Below are 15582 nucleotides of genomic sequence, written 5' to 3'. Positions count from 1 at the left end.
TTCACTGAATGAATACGTTGAGGCTATCGGACGCCCCTCAACCGGAGAAAAGGGACTGGATGAGCGCCTTCAACGCGTTGTTGTAGAGCAGCAGCGAGCTCAGGACCAGCACGAAGCCGGACAGGCCGAGCGTGATGACGTCGGTGATCCTGCTGCGCACGGCGAGCGGGCCGCCGTAGCCGGCGAAGCGCAGCGCGGCGCCGAGCATGAGGACGGCGCCCACGGCGAACCCGCCCCACCGCACGTCGATGAGGAAGATCAAGCCCACGCCGACGGCCGCACTCGCCAGGATCAGCGGGTACGGCCCCCAGCTCTCACGCTCGTAGTTCTCGCTCAAAGGCTCATCGTTCGTCGATCGGCTTCCACTTCTGGTCCGTCTCGCCGATGTATTCGCTGTCCGGGCGAATCAGGCGGTTGTCCGCGTGCTGCTCGATCACGTGCGCGGTCCAGCCGGACATGCGACTGATCGAGAAGACGGGAGTGAACAGGTCGGTCGGGATTCCAAGGTAGTGGTAGACGGACGCCGCGTAGAAGTCGACGTTCGGATAGAGCCCCTTGGTCTCGAAGACGACCTCTTCCATCTCCTTGGACATCCGGTAGTAGGTATCGTCCCCGGTCGCCTCGGCGAGTTCCTGCGACATCTTGCGCAGGTGGGTGGCGCGCGGGTCCTCGGTCTTGTAAACGCGGTGGCCGAAGCCCATGATCTTCTCGCCGGCCTCGAGCTTGTCGCGCACGGCCTGGGCGACGCCCGTCGGTGAGATCGACTCCAGCGTCTTCATGACCTGCTCGTTCGCTCCGCCGTGCAGCGGGCCCTTGAGCGTGCCGATGGCGGCGACGATGGCGGAGTGCATGTCCGACAGGGTCGCGGCGCAGACGCGGGCGGCGAAGGTGGAGGCGTTCATGGTGTGGTCGGCGTGCAGCACCAGGCAGGAGTCGAAGATCTCGACCTCGCGCCGTGCCGGGCTGCGGCCGGTGACCTGGAGCAGGAAGTTCGCGGCGACGCTGAGCGCGGGATCCGGCTCGGGTGCCTGGCCGCCGGTGCGGGCGGCGTGGTAGCGGGCGACCAGCAGGGCCTGCTGCGCGGTGAGGCGGGCGGCCTTGGCCAGGTTGGCCTCGCGCGCGTTGCTGTCCTTGTCCGGGTCGTCCGCGCCGGCGAGCGACACCAGGGTGCGCAGCGCCTCCATCGGTTTCTGCTTCTCCGCGATCTCGGAGATGTTCGCCGAGACGAGCGGGCCCAGCTCCCGGCCACGCACCAGCTCCTCACCGTAGGCGGCGAGCTCGGCCCGGTCGGGCAGCTTTCCGCGCTGCAGCAGGTGTGCGGTCTCCTCGAACGTCGCGCGGCCGGCCAGGTCGTGGATGTCGTATCCACGATAGAACAGGCGACCGGCCTTCCCGTCGATGTCGCTGAGCGCTGTGGACGCCGCGACGACATCTGCCAGGCCTTTTGTGGGCTTGTCCGCCATGTGTACTTCCTCCGCTTATCTCCCGTGGAAGTCTACCTGTGAGCAGGCAAAACCAGTCTCAAGGGGTCAGATCAATTTCAAGCGCGATTCTCGTTTCGGCAAAGGCGATTCCGCATCCCCACGTTTGGGTAAGCCGCAGCTGTAGTAATAGTTACGGCGGGCTACCTGGGGAGGAACTGCCGTGGAGGGGCCGTTCATACGCATCGAGGACACCGGCGAGGTGGTCCCGTTGCGCCCCGAGATCACGACGGTGGGAAGGGGCCGGGGCGCGGACATCCGGCTCAGCGATCCCAGCGTGTCTCGGCTCCATGCCGAGTTCGTCAGGCGAGGACCCTACCTGTATGTCGTTGACCTGGGCCTGTCCCGCAACGGCACACGGGTGAACGGCAGGCCGATCGCCCGGAGGGTGCTTGACGACGGCGACGTCGTCTCCTTCGGCGCGGCCCGCGGTCGCATCGGTGGAGTCCCCCGTGAGGACTTCACCCCCGAGGTCGAACTCCGCAGAGCCGCGGCGCCCGAGCTGACCAGACGCGAGGTCGATGTGCTGACCTCGCTCTGCAGGCCGGCGCTGTCGGACGAGGCGTTCGTCGCCCCGGCTACCGCACGGGAAATCGCCGACGACCTGGTTGTGACCGAAGCCGCGGTCAAGCAGCACCTGCTGCGGCTGTATCAGAAGTTCAGGATTCCCGAAGGCACCAACCGGCGCACACGGCTGGCCAACGAGGTCGTCGCGCTGGGCCTGGTGCGCCCGACACCTGTGGTGCCACCACAGCGGTCGGGGGCCCCTGCCGAGCCGTCAGCGGCGGGACGCAGGGCTTCCTGAGAGGCGGATCGCGACCGGGGCTTCGGCGAGGGGTTCCGGCAGCGTCAGCGGATCGGAACCTGGCGTTATCGTGCCCAGGATCCGGGCGCCCGAGGCGCCCGTGCACCTGGGCACGGTGGCGGGCAGGCCGTGTGCGGTGAGCCAGCCGAACAGCGAGAAGGCGATCGCCTCCTTGCCGTCGGCGGGCACGCCGAGTTCGTCGCTGGTCACGAAGGTCGCCGGCGACGTACGCGAGCGCAGCATGCTGATCAACGTGGGATTACGCGCCCCGCCGCCTGAGACGATCACCGTGTCGAGGCGGTGCCGGCGGATCTCCGCCGCCACCGTCTCGGCCGTGAGCGCGGTCAGCGTGGCGACCAGGTCCGCCTGCGGCAGATCCGCCTGTACGTAGTCGGGCGTGAAAAGCTCCTTGCCGGTGGATTTGGGCGGCTCCATGCGGTAGTACGGCTCGGCCAGCAGCTCCTCCAGGAGCCCGGTGTCGACGGTGCCCGCCGCCGCCAGTTCGCCGTCCCGGTCGTACGGCGGCGCGGCGGCGTCGATGAGCGCGCAGGCGGGCCCGGTGTCGTAGGCGAGGACCGGCTCCCGCACGGTCAGATTGGCGATCCCGCCCAGGTTCAGCGCCCCGGTACGGCCCGGCATGCCCGCCATGAGCAGCAGGTCGAGATAGGACACCAGCGGCGCCCCCTGCCCACCCGCCGCGACGTCGCGCGCCCGTACGTCCGACACCACCGGCAGCCCGGTCCGCTCGGCGATCCAGGCCGGCTGGCCGAGCTGCAGGGTGCCCAGCACCCGCCCGTCCTCCACCCAGTGGAACAGGGTCTGACCGTGGGAGCAGATCAGGTCGGCCGGCAACCCGGCCGCCACGTCCGCGAACGCCTGGCCGATGAGCGTGTCCAGCGCGCAGACCTCGCCCAGGTCGATCCGGTGCGGCGGCAGCGCCGCCACGATGCGGGCTCTCAGCCCAGGCTCGTACGGCCGCTCCCCCAGATGCAGCAGCGTGCCGGTCAGCACGTCGCCGTCCAGCGACCAGTCCACCACGGCGCTGTCCACACCGTCGTGTGAGGTGCCCGAGATGAGACCGAGAACCCGCATCGTAACGTCCCCCTAGATGACCTTGAAGCCGTTGCTCGGCTCGCTGGTGCGGTTGGCCCGGTCCACCGCCACCACGTAGTAGTGGTCCCCGCGCCGGCCGTCCGCATCCCGCCAGCTCACCTGCCGGTCGCCCGGGAGGACGGCGACCAGGTGGCGGGCGTCACGGAAGCCCGACGACGACGCCCGGCTCGGGAAGCGGAAGACGGCGAACTGGAACGGCTCGTCCCGCCCGGTGGCCACCGCGCGCACCTCCACCCCGCCGTGCCGCCGGATCGCGTAGGCCAGCACCGGCCGGTGCGGCGGCCTTCCCTTCGCGAGCCTGGGCAGCACGGGCGCGAGCGCCGGTCGCGTGTAGTGGTCGTTGACCGCGGTGCTGATAGAGCCGATCCGGTCGGCGCGCAGGTCGTTGGCGTTGTACCAGATGTCGCCGCCGATCTGCCGGTGGTCGCGGTTGAGCGTGAGATGGTCGGACAGCTCGGCCGGGTCCTGCCACTCGGGCGCCTGCGCGGGATCACCCGCCTTGTAGGCGGCCTGGCCGATCCACAGCAGGGTGCCGGTGCCGTCGGCCACGCCGGACCACCACGGCACCAGCTTCGAGTAGTCGGCGGGCGGCTGCCCGATGTACCAGTAGAGCTGCGGCGCGATGTAGTCCAGCCAGCCCTTGCGCACCCAGCCGCGGGTGTCGGCGTGCAGGTTGTCGTAGGACTGACCGCCGTTGGTGTCGGAGCCGAGCGGGTCGGTGCCCTTGTTGCGCCAGATGCCGGACGGGCTGATGCCCCACGCGGTCTCCGGCTTGGCCGCGCGCACCCGCTGCTGCATCTCCGAGACCATCAGGTCCACGTTGTGCCGGCGCCAGGCGGCCAGGTCGGGGAAGCCGCCGCCGTACTGGGCGAAGGCGGCGCTGTCGTCGAAGTCCGTGCTGTTCGTCGGGTAGAAGTAGTCGTCGAAGTGCAGGCCGTCGATGTCGTAGCGGGTCAGCGCGTCCAGCATCGCGTCCTGGCAGAACTTACGGACCTCCGGCATGCCCGGGTTGTAGTAGAGCTTGCCGCCGAACGGCAGGATCCAGTCGGGGTGCTTGCGCCCGGGGTGGTCGGGGTGCAGCTGGGCCGGGTCCGCCTGCATGGAGACGCGGTACGGGTTGAACCAGGCATGGAAGGCCAGGCCGCGCTTGTGCGTCTCGGCCACGGCGAAGCCGAGCGGGTCGTAGCCGGGGTCCTGCCCCTGGACGCCCGTCAGCCAGTGCGACCAGGGCTCGAACGGCGACGGCCAGAAGGCGTCCGCGGTCGGCCTGATCTGCACGAACACCGAGTTCAGCTTGCGCTCGACGGCCAGGTCCAGCCAGGCGAGGTATTCGGCCTTCTGCTGGTCGGCGCTCAGGCCCTGCTTGGACGGCCAGTTGATGTTCACCACCGACGCGATCCACATGCCGCGCATCTGGCGCAGCGGGGGCACGTGATCGGTGGCCGCGAACGCGGGGAGGGGGACCGCTGAGGCCGCTGCGGCCAGTGCGAGACCTTTGAGGAGGGTCCTTCGGTCGTGCATGGGGGGTGGCTCCTCGGAAGAGGTTGTGTCGAGGGCGACGATGACAGAAAATTACCTTCGGATCAACAACTGTGAAGGAAAATGCCGAATGACCGCTGACCTGTACCGACTGGCCATGGCAGTTCTCCAGCCAGGCTACGCGGGGACTTCGGTCCCCGACTGGATGCGCAAGGCGCTCGGCCAGGGGCTCGGCGGTGTCGTGCTGTTCGCCCGCAACGCGCCGAGTGCGCAGGTCGTCCAGCAGATCAGGGCCGAGAACCCCGCCGCCGTCGTCGCCGTCGACGAGGAGGGAGGCGTGGTCACCCGCTTCGAAGTCTCCTCCGGCAGCTCCTTCCCCGGCAACCGCGCACTCGGCGTGGTCGACGACGTGGCGCTGACCGAACGGGTGGCCCGCCAGATCGGCCGCATGCTCGCGCGCGCCGACGTCACCCTGGACTACGCCCCGGCCGCCGACGTGAACGCCAACCCCGCCAACCCGGTCATCGGCGTCCGCTCCTTCGGCCCCACCGCCGACCTGGTGGCCCGCCACACCGTGGCCTACGTCAACGGCATCCAGGGCGCCGGCGTCGCCGCCTGCGCCAAGCACTTCCCCGGCCACGGCGACACGGTCACCGACTCCCACCTGGAGTTGCCCACCGTGCACGCCTCCCGCGACACGCTCTTCGCCCGCGACCTGCCGCCGTTCCAGGCCGCCATCGCGGCCGGGGTGCGCTCGGTCATGTGCGGCCACCTCCTCGTCCCCGCCCTGGATCCCGACTCGCCCGCGACGCTCAGCCGTACCATCCTGACCGAGCTCCTCAGGGGCGAGCTCGGCTTCGACGGGATGCTCGTCACGGACGCCATCGAGATGCGGGCGGTGGCCGCCAGGTTCACCCCCGGCGAGATCACCGCCCGCGCGCTCGCCGCCGGCGTCGACGCCGTCTGCGTCGGCCTGACCACCGAACAGAGCCTGTACGAGATCCGCGACGCCATCGTGGCCGCCGTGCGCTCCGGCAGCCTGTCCGAGGAGCGGCTGGCGGAAGCGGGCGCCCGGGTGCACGCCCTGGCGAGCTGGTACGGCGAGCAGGCGGCCCTGCGCGCCGCCGACTCCGACTCCGACGCCGACGACGCCGACGCGCACGTCGGCCTGGACGCCGCCCGCGCCGCGCTGACCGTGACCGGCTCGGCGACCCTGACCCGGGGGCCGCTCGTGGTGGAGGTCAACACCCGTCTCAGCCAGGCCGTGGACCCCGGGACCCCGGCCGGCGTCACCGCCGCGCTGACCGCCCTGCTCCCCGACACCGCCCGCGTACAGCTGGAGCCCGGCGGCCCGCTCCCCCGCCTCGGCCCCGGACTCGCGGCCGGTGCCGGGCTCGGGTCGGGGGCGGCGCAACGGCCCGTCGTGCTCGTGGTGCACGACGCCGCCCGGCACCCCTGGGTCCAGGACCGGGTGGCGCAGGCCGTACAGGAGCGGCCGGATGTGATCATCGTGGACACCGGCATCCCGGACGCCCCCTCCGGCGCCGCGCACCTCGCCACCCACGGCATCTCCCGCGTCTCCGCCCAGGCCGTGGCCGAGTGGCTGACCTCGTGACCCCGGTCCCCGAACCGGCCAACCCCGTCGCGGCCGTACGAGCCGTGCTGCCGTCGCTCACCCCGGCGGCGCAGTCCATCGCCCGCCTCATCCTGGACGACCCCGGCCTGGTCGTGCGCAGCACGATCACCGAGTTCAGCGGGGTGTCCGGGACCAGCGAGGCGACCATCGTGCGCACCGCCAGGGCACTCGGCTTCGGCGGCTACTCACAGATGCGCTTCGCCCTGGCCGCCGCCGTGGCCAAGGAGCCGGAACGGCTGGTCCCCGGCGACCTCGGCCCCGACGACCCGCTCACCGACGTGATCGCCAAGGTGGCCCGGGCCGAGTCCGAAGCGATCGCCGACACCGCCGCCCAGCTCGACCCCGGCCAACTGGGCGAGGTCGTCACTGCCATCGTGGGCGCCCGCCGGGTGGACGTGTACGGCGTGGCCGCCTCCGGGCTGGTGGCCACCGACATGGCGCAGAAACTGCTGCGGATCGGCCTGTCCATCCACCCGTTCAGCGACGCCCACCTGGCGTTGACCAGCGCCGCGCTGCTCAAGGGCGGCGACGTGGTGGTGGCGATCAGCTGCAGCGGCGAGACCCCCGACGTGCTCGTCCCGGCCCGCACCGCGGCCGAGGCGGGCGCCCTGGTGGTGGCCATCACCAACAACCCCCGCTCATCACTGGCGGGCATGGCCGACCACACCCTGATCTCGGCCGGCCGCGAGACGGCGTTCCGCCCCGGGGCGCTGGCCAGCCGGATCAGCCAGCTGCTGATCGTGGACTGCATCTTCGTAGGGCTGGCCCAGCGCACGTACGACCGAGCGGACGCCGCCATCCGAGCCACCCGCGAAGCCACCGACCGCTACCGCCGCCGCACCTGAAAATCTTCGTGAGCCCTGCTACCTGACAGAATGGTCGCGGTGACCCATCAGGCGGCGTGGGCCTCGAACCACATCGAGCCGAGATCATGGCCCGAGGTCAACCGCACGTCCGCGTTCAGCGCCGCCGCAAGGCTCCGCAGCAAGGCGATCGTGGGAGCGGTGCCACCCTCCTCGATGCACTCGATCTCGTCCTGCGTCATCCCTGCCCGCCGAGCCAGCTCCTCAGTGCTCAACCCTAGATCGGTACGCCTGTCGTACAAGGCCTTGCCGAAAGCGAGCGCCTCACGGATCGCGATCCGCTCGGGGTCGTCGGCCTCAGGCTCCGGGCGCACCCAGCGGGTGTGGTAGCCAGCCATCACACCTGCCTCTCATACGTCTCGGTTGCCGGTCTCCAATGGTCGCGTTCACAGATCTTCTGCGCCCGAACCGCCCGGTCGATCTGCCGCTGATCATGCTGCTTCGTCTTACGGAAAACCGTGAGCAACACGATCGTCCTATCCGTAGCACACCAGTATGTAACCCTGGCCGCCACATCACGCAACCGGACGCGCAGCTCCCAGACCGGCCCCTCCAGGTGATCGGACCATGGACCGCCTAGTTCAGTGCCCTTCTCCGCCAGCAAACCGGCTACCTCGTCGACCCGTTTGAAGTCGCTGGCACTCAAATTTTCGAGCCACTCGCGGACTTCCCGTTCTATTTCGAACCCGTACAGATCAAGCACGCGATAGTCCTCCATCCAAGGCCATCACTCAGGGTAGCCGCACAAGAACAGTCCGAAGCCGCTAGCTCGGTACGGCGCCGCTCGAGGACAGTCCGGAAGGGCGGCCGAGAACGGATCGGAGTCAGCGGCTGACTACTGATTGCACCTCGCCTATCAGGGCGGCCGCGGCTGCCACGGAATGCTCGATCTGCTCTGTCGACTCGCCCACGTGACCGAGCAGCCTCCGCGCCCGCGTGGCGAAATCCTGCGGGGCCGCGGGCAGCCGGTCGGCCGAGGCCACCATGCCCTTCTCGTTGATCAGCCACTGGCCCGCGTGACCGTGCAGGGCCTGGCAGGCGACGCCGATGGCGCGGAACAGGCAGCCGGCCGCATAGACGGGGTCGGAGCCGACCGCCCCGTACCGGGCCAGCGTCACGGCGAAGTGCGCCTCCCACAGCCCGTTCACCAGCGCGGCACCCAGCGGCTCAGGGTAGGCGCGGACACCCTGCCGCAGATCGGTGAGCTTTCCACTCGGATCGGCCAGCACCCGGCACAGCGCCACCTCGCCAGCATAGGCATGGGAGTAGAACCCCAGCGGATGTCCGGCCTGCGAGCCGACTTCGTAGCGGCCTTCCTGACAGTCGGCCCAGATACGGTGGACCCGATCCAGATCCCGGTAGATCCAGTCAACTCGCCGGCCGTCGATGGTCAGCCAGCCACCGCCGTCGACCCATGGCCCCCAGCCGCCCGGCACGGTCAGCTCAGCCTGCTCGCCGGCCTCCTGTACGGCCAGCGCCCGCAGCGCAGGTACATCCAGGTCACCTCGGTAGTACAGACCCAGATCGATGTCCGAATCCGGGCGGTGCGTACCACGGGCCCGGCTACCGCCGAGCACCACCGCCACCACCCCGGGAATCGCCACCATCCGCTGCGCGAGCGCTCTCAGCAAAACATCATCCACGGGAACGTATCCGATCACACACAGGGCGATCCGGAATACGGAGCCGGGGGATGACGGCCGAAGGTCACGCGCGGGTCTGAGCGGACAGGTCGGCTTCGATGCGGGCCGCCGTTGTCTGCAGCAGGGGTAGGAGCTCGCGTCTGGCGTGCTGCAAGGTCGTACGGCTGGCGTGGGTGGAGACGTTCAGGGCGGCCACGGTCGCGCCGGAGCGGTTCCGGATGCGTACCGCCAGGGAGCGCAGGCCTTCCTCCAGTTCCTGGTCCACCATCGACCAGCCGTGTGTGCGTACCTGGTCGAGTTCGGTGCGCAGGGCTGTGGGGGAGGTGAGGGTGCGTGAGGTGAGGGGGCGCAGGTCGGCCTGGGAGAGGTAGTGGTCCAGGGCGGGTGGTGGGAGGGCGGCCAGCAGGACGCGGCCCATGGAGGTGCAGTACGCGGGGAACCGAGTGCCGATGCTGATCGTCACCCGCATGATGCGGGCCGTCGCCACCCGGGCCACGTACACCACGTCCTCGCCGTCGAGCACCGCGACCGAGGTCGACTCGTGGACCTCGGCCGCCAGGCGTTCCAGGTGCGGGGCGGCGACCTCGGGGAGCGAGAGGCCGGACAGGTAGGCGTACCCGAGCTCCAGGACGCGGGGCGTGAGCGTGAACAGTCGGCCGTCGCTGCGCATGTACCCCAGCTCGACCAGCGTCAGCAGGAACCGTCTGGCCGTCGCCCGGGTGAGACCGGTCTCGCGGGCCACCTCGCTCAGGGTGAGGGCCGGCGTGGTGGCGCTGAACGCGCGGATCACGGCCAGGCCCCTGGCCAGCGACTGAACGTGATCAACCATCGGATTCCTTGACAACATAGCCCGACAACGGCATAGCGTCCTTACCATACGGGACTGTTCGACATGTGAATAGTTGTCCGCATAGTGAACAAGGGGACATCGTGCACACGGTCAGGGACGCGACATTCGAGGTGCTCAGGCACACCGGGATGACCACGATCTTCTGCAACCCGGGCTCCACCGAGATCAGCCTGCTGACAGGGCTGCCCGACGACCTCGACTTCGTGCTCGCCCTGCACGAGGGGTCGGTGATCGGGATGGCCACCGGCTGGGCCATCGGCCACGACGCGCCCGCGCTCGCCGTGCTGCACACCACCGCCGGCCTCGGCAACGCCGTCGGGGCGATCGCCACCGCTCGGGCGAACCGGGTGCCGATGGTCATCCTGGTGGGCCAGCAGGACCGCAGGCACCTGGCGCAGGAGCCGTTCCTCGCCGGGCGGCTGGCGGGGCTGGCCGGTGACTACCCCGTGCACACCGACCATCCGGTACGCGCCCAGGACGTCCCCGGCGCCGTCGCCCGAGCCTTCCACCAGGCCACCACCTTCGCCGGGCCGGCCCTGGTGGTGGTGCCGATGGACGACTGGGCGGCGCCGTACGAAGGCGAGACCGTGACCGCGCCCGCCAGACTGCTCCGCCCGGTCTCGGTGCCGGACGCCGACCTGGCACCGCTGGTCGAGCTGCTGGCGGGCGCCCGCGCCCCGGCGATCGTCACCGGCGCGGGCGCCTGTGACGGCTGGGACTCGCTGGTGGCGCTGGCCGAGCGGCTGGGGTGCCCGGTCTGGCAGGAGAGCTTCGGGGCGCGGGCCGGGTTCCCGCAGGATCATCCGCTGTACGTGGGCGTGCTGCCCGCCGACCGGCCACGGCTGCGGGCGGCGCTGGCGGAGCATGACGTGGTGCTGACCGTGGGCGCGCCGGTCTTCCGGCAGTACGGGTACGAACCCGGCCCGCTGGTCGAGCCCGGCACCACGATCGCGCTGGTCACCGACGACCCCGCCGAGGCGCATCGGAGCCCGGCCGAGCTGGCCTACCTCGCCCGTCCGGACCAGGTGTGCGCGCGCCTGGCCCAGCTCGTCCCACCCCGCGAACCCGGACCCGGCCCACACTTCCCGTCTCAGGAGCCTGGACCCGCCGTGTCGCGCGCCGAACCCGTGCCGGACGGGCCGTTGCGGCCCGTGCGGGTGTTGCGGGAGTTGGCCGCGCGGCTCCCCGAGGACGTGGTGCTCGTCGAGGAGACGCCGTCATCGCGGCCCGATCTGCACAAGCTGCTGCCCGCCCGCAACCCGCTCGGGTTCGTGTCCGCGGCGATGGGCGGGCTGGGGTTCGCGCTGCCGGCGGCCGTGGGGTTGCGGATGGCGCTGCCCGACCGGCCGGTCGTGGCGGTCGTGGGCGACGGGGCCGCGCTCTGCGGCGTGCAGGCCCTGTGGAGCGCGGCCCACTACCGCGTCGGAACGCTGTTCGTGGTGCTGGCGAACGGGCGCTACGCGGTGATGGACCGGCTGGCGGAGCAGCACGGCGGTAAGGCGCCCTGGCCGGCGTTCGACGAGGTCAGCATGGCCGGGATGGCCAGGGCGCTGGGCTGCGAGGCCATCCGGATCAACGACCACGGCGAGCTGACCGCCGCCCTGGACGACGTGCTGCCCACGCTGGCCGCCCGCCGCGAACCCCTCCTGCTCGACGTCAGCGTGAGCGTGGATCCCGATTTTCAGCGTGATCTGGCGTGGAACCCCGGGCGTTGACGCCCGGGAGGAAACGGCAGCGCGGGAGGGCCGCCAGGCCCGAGCGGTGCTGTGACGGTCGGCCCTGGTGCGCGGCTCAGCTGCGGATCTCGGGGCTGGGTTCCTCTCGCGGTGAGTGGACCGAATGGCAGTGTGTGCGATTGTGAAACTGGTGGTGCAGGTGAGACTTCTGCCCACGCCTGAGCAGGCGGCGGCCTTGGAAGCGACCCTGCGCGCGGTCAACCGGGCCGCCAACGAGGTGTCTGAGATCGCGTTCGCCCGCAAGATCCATGCGGGGCGTGACCTGCGCCGGGTGACCTACGGTCAGGTCCGGGCCGCCTTCGGCCTGGGGTCCCAGCCCGCCCAGCACACGATCAAAAAGGTCGCCGACGCCTACACCGCCCTGCGGGCCAATCTGCGTAACGGCACCTACGGCCCGGCCAACTCGCCGCGCAGGCTCAAAGCGGAATCGAAACCGATCAGCTTCCGCCCGCTGGCGGCCCAGCCGTTCGACGACCGCTGCCTGTCCTGGGACCACGACGCGCGGACGATCTCGATCTGGACCAGCAGCGGCCGGGCAAAGAATGTGGCGTTCACCGGCTCGGCCGCCCAGTTGGCGCAACTACGGAAGCACCGCCGCGGCGAGTCCGATCTGCTGTCCCGTGACGGCATGTGGTTCCTGCTGGCCACCATCGAGATCCCCGAGGCGCCGCTCCGCGAGCCCGACGGGTTTCTCGGCGTTGATCTGGGCATCGCCAACATCGCCACCACCTGCCCCGCCACAACTCCCATCGGTGCCGCAACTCCCGCCGCGGGTGCCGGGCCCGGCGCGGCCCGCTACAACGGCGCGAAACTGAACGCGGTCCGCCACCGCCACCGGGAACTACGCCGCCGGCTGCAGGCCAAAGCCACCAAGTCCGCGAAACGGCTGCTGAAGAAGCGCCGCCGCAAAGAAGCGCGGTTCGCCGCCGATACCAACCATGTGATCGCCAAACGCATCGTGACCGAGGCCCAGCGCACCGGCCACGGGATCGCCCTGGAAGACCTCCAGGGCATCCGTGACCGGGTACGGCTCCGCAAGCCCCAGCGGGTCACCCTGCACTCATGGAGTTTCCACCAGCTCGGAAGCTTCATCGCCTACAAGGCCCGCCGGGCCGGGGTCGCCGTGATCCACGTCGACCCGGCCTACACCAGCCGGCAGTGCTCGGCCTGCGGGCACACCGACCGCCACAACCGGCCCAGCCAATCCACCTTCTCCTGCACGTCGTGCGGCTTCGCTGAGCACGCCGACGTCAACGCGGCCCGCAACATCGCCACCCGCGGCGTCGCGGACTGGGCAGTGAGTCACGCTGCCGACGACGCGGCCTGAACCGTCGAAGCCATCGACGGCAAGGAGTTGCAAGCTCGGTCCCTTCAGGGCTGAGAAGCTGACGCCTGAGAACCGCGCTCGGCGGCCTCGACCACGTTGGACAGCAGCAGGGCGCGGGTCATCGGGCCGACACCACCGGGGTTGGGGGTGAGGAAGCCGGCCACCTGGTCCACGCCGGGCGCCACGTCACCGGCGATCTTGCCGTCGACGCGGGAGACGCCCACGTCGAGCACGGCCGCGCCGGGCTTGACCATCTCGGGAGTGATCAGGTGCGGCACGCCCGCCGCCGCTACCACGATGTCCGCACGGCGTACGTGACCGGCCAGGTCCTGGGTGCCGGTGTGGCAGAGGGTCACGGTGGCGTTCTCGCTGCGCCGGGTGAGCAGCAGACCGAGGGAACGGCCCACGGTGATGCCGCGACCGACCACGGCCACCTCGGCGCCCTTGATCGGCACGCCGTACTCCTGAAGGAGCAGCACGATCCCGTGCGGCGTGCAGGGCAGCGGCGCGTCGACCATGTGGACGAGGCGGCCGAGGTTGATCGGGTGCAGGCCGTCGGCGTCCTTGGCCGGGTCCATCCGCTCCAGCAGGGCCATGGTGTCCAGGTGCCTGGGCAGCGGGAGCTGGACGATGTAGCCGGTGCACTCGGGGGAGGCGTTGAGCTCGTCGATGGCGGCCTCGACGTCGGCCTGCGAGGCGGTCTCCGGCAGGTCGACGCGGATCGAGGAGATGCCCACCTCGGCGCAGTCGCGGTGCTTGCCCGCCACGTAGATCTGGCTGCCGGGGTCATCGCCCACCAGCACGGTGCCCAGGCCCGGCGTGATGCCCCGCTCCTTGAGCGCGGCCACCCGGGTCGCTAGGTCTGCCTTGGTCTTTGCGGCGGTCGCCTTGCCGTCGAGTCTCACTGCGCTCATGCGCCGATCCTTTCACGACCCACCACGCCTCCCAGCAATCGCCCTCCCCCTGTGATCGCCACCCCGCCATAAAAGGTGATCTCTGTGATCGCCGCCTCGCCGTACAGGACGATCTTTCAGATCGCCCGCCCCGCAGATCGATCTCTCTGATCACTGACCCCGCCGTCCAGGACATCCTTTACGGCCGGCCCGGGAGGGCCCAGTCACCGTAAGTGGCTGAGGTCTGTCCAGGGGAACGGTTCCCCGGTGGAGCGGGCGCGGCGCCGTTACGTGCGCGAGGTGGGCCGGTCAAGTGGTCATAGAGGGTGATCTGAGCCACAAATTGACATCGTTGTCATCGGTCTTTCGACGGCATAGTGTGACGGACGCCAGCATCTCGCTCATCGAGGGGTGACCTTGTCCGCTCGCCTGCCGTCCGTGGAGCCCGACAACCACCACGGACACTGATGACTCACGTACTCGCCATCGACATCGGAGGAACCAAGCTCGCCGCCGCACTGGTGGACGAGGAAGGCTCCGTACTGCGCTCCGCCACCCGCCCCACCCCGCGCGAGGACGTCATGGCCTCGCTCGCCACCCTGATCAAGGAGGTGTCCGAGGGCGGGCCCGAGCCAAGCGCCACCGGGATCGGCTGCGCCGGGCCGCTGGACCTGGCCGCCGGCACGGTCAGCCCGGTGAACCTGCCGAGCTGGCGCGGCTTCCCACTGCGTGACCAGGTGCGCGAGCTGACCGGTCTGCCCACGGTCCTCGCCGGTGACGCCCAGTGCATGGCGCTCGGCGAGCACTGGCTGGGCGCCGGCCGGGGCAGCGCGGCACTGCTCGGCATCGTGGTGTCCACGGGCATCGGCGGCGGCCTGGTGATCGGCGGCCGGCCGCTGCTGGGCCCCACCGGCAACGCCGGCCATGTGGGCCACATGACGGTCGACCCGTACGGCGAGCGCTGTGAGTGCGGCGGGCGCGGCTGCGTGGAGCGTTACTCCAGCGGCCCGAACATGGTCCGCTGGGCCCTGGAGAACGGCTGGACCCCGGCCGAGGCGGCCCCACCACGCGACAGGGCGTCCGGCGGCACGGGAGCGGCGCCGGGGAAGGCCGAAGCGGCCCCACCGCGCGACATGACGTCCGGCGGCACGGGAGCGGCACCGGGGCGAGCCGACGCGCGCCTGCTCGCTCAGGACGCGGCGGCCGGGAACCCGGTCGCGGTGGCCGCGTTCGGGCGGGGCGCCACGGCGCTGGCCGGGATGATCGCCGCCACGGCCGCCGCCACGGAGGTGAGCACGGTCGTCATCGGCGGTGGCGTCTCGGGGGCCGGGCCGGTGCTGTTCGAGCCGCTGGCACGGGCACTCGACGACATCGGCGGCCTGCCGTTCGTCCGGGCGGTGCGGGTGGAGCAGACCACCCTGGGAGTGCGAGCCGGCCTCGCCGGAGCCGCCAAGCTGGCCTGGGACTACTCGCGCTCGGCGACCTGAGCCTCGCGGCGCTCGATGATCCTGCGGGTGAACGGGATGTACTCGACCACGCGTCCGCCGAGGTAGGCCCCGGCGAAGGCCAGCAGGATGAGCACGAACGGGCTGGTGGCGAACCCGTTCACCGCGAGCAAGGCATGCAGGATTGCGTCAAGCATGGTCATATAGGACTCCGTGGGAAGAAACGCGCAACGGCGGGTAAAGAGTAACCCTGCTGTTGGAATGCTCGCGGCGTTTTTCCGTGGCGCGGGTGACCCGGAGCGGCCGGGTCA

16 protein-coding genes are annotated in these 15582 nt (G+C 70.5%); 6 read left to right on the top strand and 10 right to left on the bottom strand.

What is annotated here, in order from left to right; translation table 11 throughout:
* Positions 1 to 37: 37 nt before the first annotated feature.
* On the bottom strand, positions 38 to 337 hold the full coding sequence (locus OHA68_RS19655; protein ID WP_189141117.1) for a DUF3017 domain-containing protein: 300 nt from the start codon (positions 335 to 337) through the stop codon (positions 38 to 40).
* Positions 338 to 341: 4 nt separating this feature from the next.
* Positions 342 to 1463 carry a citrate/2-methylcitrate synthase gene (locus tag OHA68_RS19650; RefSeq protein WP_327108921.1) on the bottom strand — a complete coding sequence of 374 codons (1122 nt, stop codon included), beginning with the start codon at positions 1461 to 1463 and terminating at the stop codon, positions 342 to 344.
* Positions 1464 to 1644: 181 nt separating this feature from the next.
* Here OHA68_RS19650 and OHA68_RS19645 point away from each other — a divergent pair, with 181 nt between their 5' ends.
* On the top strand, positions 1645 to 2286 hold the full coding sequence (locus OHA68_RS19645; RefSeq protein WP_189141119.1) for an FHA domain-containing protein: 642 nt from the start codon (positions 1645 to 1647) through the stop codon (positions 2284 to 2286).
* On the opposite strand, the gene OHA68_RS19640 is transcribed toward OHA68_RS19645, so the two are convergent.
* Both OHA68_RS19640 and OHA68_RS19635 read right to left on the bottom strand, forming a co-directional pair.
* The gene (locus tag OHA68_RS19640) at positions 2260 to 3378 is read right to left on the bottom strand and encodes an anhydro-N-acetylmuramic acid kinase (protein WP_327108920.1); all 1119 of its coding nucleotides are present in this window, start codon (positions 3376 to 3378) and stop codon (positions 2260 to 2262) included. The genes OHA68_RS19645 and OHA68_RS19640 overlap by 27 nt on opposite strands.
* A 12-nt stretch (positions 3379 to 3390) precedes the next feature.
* Positions 3391 to 4920, bottom strand: a complete 1530-nt coding sequence (locus OHA68_RS19635; protein ID WP_327108919.1) for a glycoside hydrolase family 10 protein — start codon at positions 4918 to 4920, stop codon at positions 3391 to 3393.
* Between the two features lie 88 nt (positions 4921 to 5008).
* On the opposite strand from OHA68_RS19635, the gene OHA68_RS19630 reads away from it, so the two are divergent.
* Both OHA68_RS19630 and OHA68_RS19625 read left to right on the top strand, forming a co-directional pair.
* Positions 5009 to 6493, top strand: a complete 1485-nt coding sequence (locus OHA68_RS19630) for a glycoside hydrolase family 3 protein (RefSeq protein ID WP_327108918.1) — start codon at positions 5009 to 5011, stop codon at positions 6491 to 6493.
* Positions 6478 to 7359 carry a MurR/RpiR family transcriptional regulator gene (locus OHA68_RS19625; RefSeq protein WP_327108917.1) on the top strand — a complete coding sequence of 294 codons (882 nt, stop codon included), beginning with the start codon at positions 6478 to 6480 and terminating at the stop codon, positions 7357 to 7359. The genes OHA68_RS19630 and OHA68_RS19625 overlap by 16 nt, the downstream gene beginning before the upstream one ends.
* 47 nt (positions 7360 to 7406) lie before the next feature.
* On the opposite strand, the gene OHA68_RS19620 is transcribed toward OHA68_RS19625, so the two are convergent.
* From OHA68_RS19620 to OHA68_RS19605, 4 genes are all read right to left on the bottom strand, one after another.
* Positions 7407 to 7715 (bottom strand): helix-turn-helix domain-containing protein, encoded by a 309-nt coding sequence (locus OHA68_RS19620; protein ID WP_327108916.1) that lies wholly within the window; start codon positions 7713 to 7715, stop codon positions 7407 to 7409.
* On the bottom strand, positions 7715 to 8095 hold the full coding sequence (locus OHA68_RS19615) for a type II toxin-antitoxin system RelE/ParE family toxin (RefSeq protein ID WP_327108915.1): 381 nt from the start codon (positions 8093 to 8095) through the stop codon (positions 7715 to 7717). Before OHA68_RS19615 ends, OHA68_RS19620 begins: the two co-directional genes overlap by 1 nt.
* Before the next feature lie 106 nt (positions 8096 to 8201).
* Positions 8202 to 9038: a nucleotidyltransferase domain-containing protein gene (locus OHA68_RS19610; RefSeq protein ID WP_327108914.1), complete on the bottom strand. Its 837-nt coding sequence runs from the start codon at positions 9036 to 9038 to the stop codon at positions 8202 to 8204.
* 46 nt (positions 9039 to 9084) lie between these two features.
* Positions 9085 to 9849: an IclR family transcriptional regulator domain-containing protein gene (locus OHA68_RS19605; protein ID WP_327108913.1), complete on the bottom strand. Its 765-nt coding sequence runs from the start codon at positions 9847 to 9849 to the stop codon at positions 9085 to 9087.
* Between the two features lie 101 nt (positions 9850 to 9950).
* Between OHA68_RS19605 and OHA68_RS19600 the strand changes: the two genes are divergently transcribed.
* Positions 9951 to 11585: a thiamine pyrophosphate-dependent enzyme gene (locus OHA68_RS19600; protein ID WP_327108912.1), complete on the top strand. Its 1635-nt coding sequence runs from the start codon at positions 9951 to 9953 to the stop codon at positions 11583 to 11585.
* A 124-nt stretch (positions 11586 to 11709) separates the two neighbouring features.
* The gene (locus OHA68_RS19595; RefSeq protein ID WP_407674470.1) at positions 11710 to 12933 is read left to right on the top strand and encodes an RNA-guided endonuclease InsQ/TnpB family protein; all 1224 of its coding nucleotides are present in this window, start codon (positions 11710 to 11712) and stop codon (positions 12931 to 12933) included.
* A gap of 44 nt (positions 12934 to 12977) precedes the next feature.
* Here OHA68_RS19595 and OHA68_RS19590 read toward each other — a convergent pair whose 3' ends face one another.
* A complete protein-coding gene (locus tag OHA68_RS19590) occupies positions 12978 to 13847 on the bottom strand; it encodes a bifunctional methylenetetrahydrofolate dehydrogenase/methenyltetrahydrofolate cyclohydrolase (RefSeq protein WP_327108910.1) in 870 nt (289 codons plus the stop codon).
* 446 nt (positions 13848 to 14293) lie between these two features.
* Here OHA68_RS19590 and OHA68_RS19585 point away from each other — a divergent pair, with 446 nt between their 5' ends.
* Positions 14294 to 15313 carry an ROK family protein gene (locus tag OHA68_RS19585; RefSeq protein WP_327108909.1) on the top strand — a complete coding sequence of 340 codons (1020 nt, stop codon included), beginning with the start codon at positions 14294 to 14296 and terminating at the stop codon, positions 15311 to 15313.
* Here the strand turns inward: OHA68_RS19585 and OHA68_RS19580 are convergent.
* Entirely contained in the window at positions 15292 to 15474 is a 183-nt protein-coding gene (locus OHA68_RS19580; protein WP_189141467.1) for a hypothetical protein, read from the bottom strand. The two genes, OHA68_RS19585 and OHA68_RS19580, sit on opposite strands and share 22 nt — an antisense overlap.
* Between the last annotated feature and the right edge of the window lie 108 nt (positions 15475 to 15582).

Origin of the sequence: Nonomuraea glycinis (assembly GCF_035920485.1) — a bacterium.
Classification (GTDB): Bacteria; Actinomycetota; Actinomycetes; order Streptosporangiales; family Streptosporangiaceae; genus Nonomuraea; species Nonomuraea glycinis.
Note: the sequence above shows the minus strand (reverse complement) of the source record. Positions and strands in the feature narration are given on the sequence as shown.

Excerpts from the sequence above, each read along its gene's own strand:
- OHA68_RS19650 (WP_327108921.1), bottom strand. The coding sequence starts at position 1,463 with ATGGCGGACAAGCCCACAAAAGGCCTGGCAGATGTCGTCGCGGCGTCC.
- OHA68_RS19640 (WP_327108920.1), bottom strand. The coding sequence starts at position 3,378 with ATGCGGGTTCTCGGTCTCATCTCGGGCACCTCACACGACGGTGTGGAC.
- OHA68_RS19635 (WP_327108919.1), bottom strand. The coding sequence starts at position 4,920 with ATGCACGACCGAAGGACCCTCCTCAAAGGTCTCGCACTGGCCGCAGCG.
- OHA68_RS19630 (WP_327108918.1), top strand. The coding sequence starts at position 5,009 with ATGACCGCTGACCTGTACCGACTGGCCATGGCAGTTCTCCAGCCAGGC.
- OHA68_RS19620 (WP_327108916.1), bottom strand. The coding sequence starts at position 7,715 with ATGGCTGGCTACCACACCCGCTGGGTGCGCCCGGAGCCTGAGGCCGAC.
- OHA68_RS19615 (WP_327108915.1), bottom strand. The coding sequence starts at position 8,095 with ATGGAGGACTATCGCGTGCTTGATCTGTACGGGTTCGAAATAGAACGG.
- OHA68_RS19605 (WP_327108913.1), bottom strand. The coding sequence starts at position 9,849 with ATGGTTGATCACGTTCAGTCGCTGGCCAGGGGCCTGGCCGTGATCCGC.
- OHA68_RS19595 (WP_407674470.1), top strand. The coding sequence starts at position 11,710 with ATGGCAGTGTGTGCGATTGTGAAACTGGTGGTGCAGGTGAGACTTCTG.
- OHA68_RS19590 (WP_327108910.1), bottom strand. The coding sequence starts at position 13,847 with ATGAGCGCAGTGAGACTCGACGGCAAGGCGACCGCCGCAAAGACCAAG.
- OHA68_RS19585 (WP_327108909.1), top strand. The coding sequence starts at position 14,294 with ATGACTCACGTACTCGCCATCGACATCGGAGGAACCAAGCTCGCCGCC.
- OHA68_RS19580 (WP_189141467.1), bottom strand. The coding sequence starts at position 15,474 with ATGACCATGCTTGACGCAATCCTGCATGCCTTGCTCGCGGTGAACGGG.